This is a genomic window from Mycobacterium sp. E3198, from assembly GCF_001667015.1.
Classification (GTDB): Bacteria; Actinomycetota; Actinomycetes; order Mycobacteriales; family Mycobacteriaceae; genus Mycobacterium.
In genome coordinates this window covers 1-1,548 of sequence record NZ_LZIS01000235.1, presented here as the reverse complement: position 1 = coordinate 1,548, position 1,548 = coordinate 1, and the positions used below count along the sequence as shown (strand labels likewise).

The 1,548-nt window shown below is 69.3% G+C and carries 1 protein-coding gene; it reads left to right on the top strand.

Annotated elements, in window-relative coordinates; all coding sequences use genetic code 11:
- On the top strand, nt 1-1,548 hold a 1,548-nt coding region (locus tag A5673_RS24240), incomplete at both ends, for an ATP-binding cassette domain-containing protein (RefSeq protein ID WP_156748576.1).

Sequence of the window (1,548 nt, the reverse complement as noted above, 5' to 3'; positions counted from 1 at the left end):
ACATCGTCATCCAGGACGTCCTGGCCTCCCGCCACCACGCGTTTTTGACCCAGACCCCGCTAGGCACGGAGATCCGCGACGCCCACAGCGTCAACGGCACCTTTGTCAACGGCGTACGGGTCGGCTCGGCGGTGCTGAGCGAGGGCGACGTCGTCACCATCGGCAACGTCGACCTGGTCTTCACCCGCGACACCCTGATCCGTCGCACCGAGGCCGCAACGCGCACCGGCGGCCTGGAGGTGAACGGCGTCTGCTTCGAGGTCGATCACGGCAAGCAGCTGCTCGACCACATCACGCTGACCGCCCGCCCGGGCACGCTGACCGCCATCATCGGCGGGTCCGGCGCCGGCAAGACCACGCTGTCGCGGCTGATCGCCGGCTACACCAGCCCCACCTCCGGCTCGGTGACCTTCGAGGGCCACAACATCCACACCGAGTACGCGTCCATGCGCAGCAGGATCGGCATGGTCCCCCAGGACGACGTCGTGCACCGGCAGCTCACGGTCAACCAGGCGCTGGGCTACGCCGCCGAGCTGCGGCTGCCCCCGGACACCAGCAAGGCCGACCGCGAACAGGTCGTCGCCCAGGTCCTCGAGGAATTGGAGCTGACCAAGCACGGCGACACCCGCGTCGACAAGCTCTCCGGCGGCCAGCGCAAGCGCGCGTCGGTCGCGCTCGAGCTGCTCACCGGGCCGTCGCTGCTGATCCTCGACGAGCCGACCACCGGGCTGGACCCGGCGCTGGACCGCCAGGTGATGATGATGCTGCGCCAGCTCGCCGACGCCGGCCGCGTGGTGCTGGTGGTCACCCACTCGGTGGCCTACCTGGACGTCTGCGACCAGCTGCTGCTGGTGGCGCCCGGCGGCAAGACCGCGTTCCTGGGGCCGCCCAGCCAGATCGGCGCGGCCATGGGCACCACCAACTGGGCCGACATCTTCGCCAAGGTGGGCGCCGACCCCGACGAGGCCAATCGCCGGTTCCTGGCCGAGAACCGGCCGCATGACATACCGGAACCATCCGAGTCCAGCCCGGCCGACCTGGGCGAACCGGTGCACACCGACGTGCTGCGCCAGTTCTCCACCGTCGCGCGCCGCCAGGTGCGCCTGGTCATCTCCGACCGTGGCTACACGGTGTTCCTGGCGCTGCTGCCGTTCCTCATCGGCGTGCTCACCCTGACGGTGCGCGGCAAGACCGGGTACGGCATGGGCGACCCGACGAGCAACTCGCCCAATCAGCCCGACCAGATTCTGGTCATGCTCACCGTCGGCGCCGTGTTCATGGGCACCGCGCTGACGATTCGCGACCTGGTCGGCGAGCGCCCGATCTTCAAACGCGAGCAGGCCGTCGGCCTGTCGACCGTCTCGTACCTGGCCGCCAAGATCGTGGTGTTCAGCGCGTTCGCGATCATGCAGGCCGGCATCTCCACCGTGATCTCGGTGATCGGCTGGGGCCAGCCGATCGCCAACGCCGTGATGCTGGGCAACGTCAGCTTCGAGCTGTTCTTCGACGTCGCCCTGACGTGCGTGGCCTCCGCGCTGCTCGGGATGG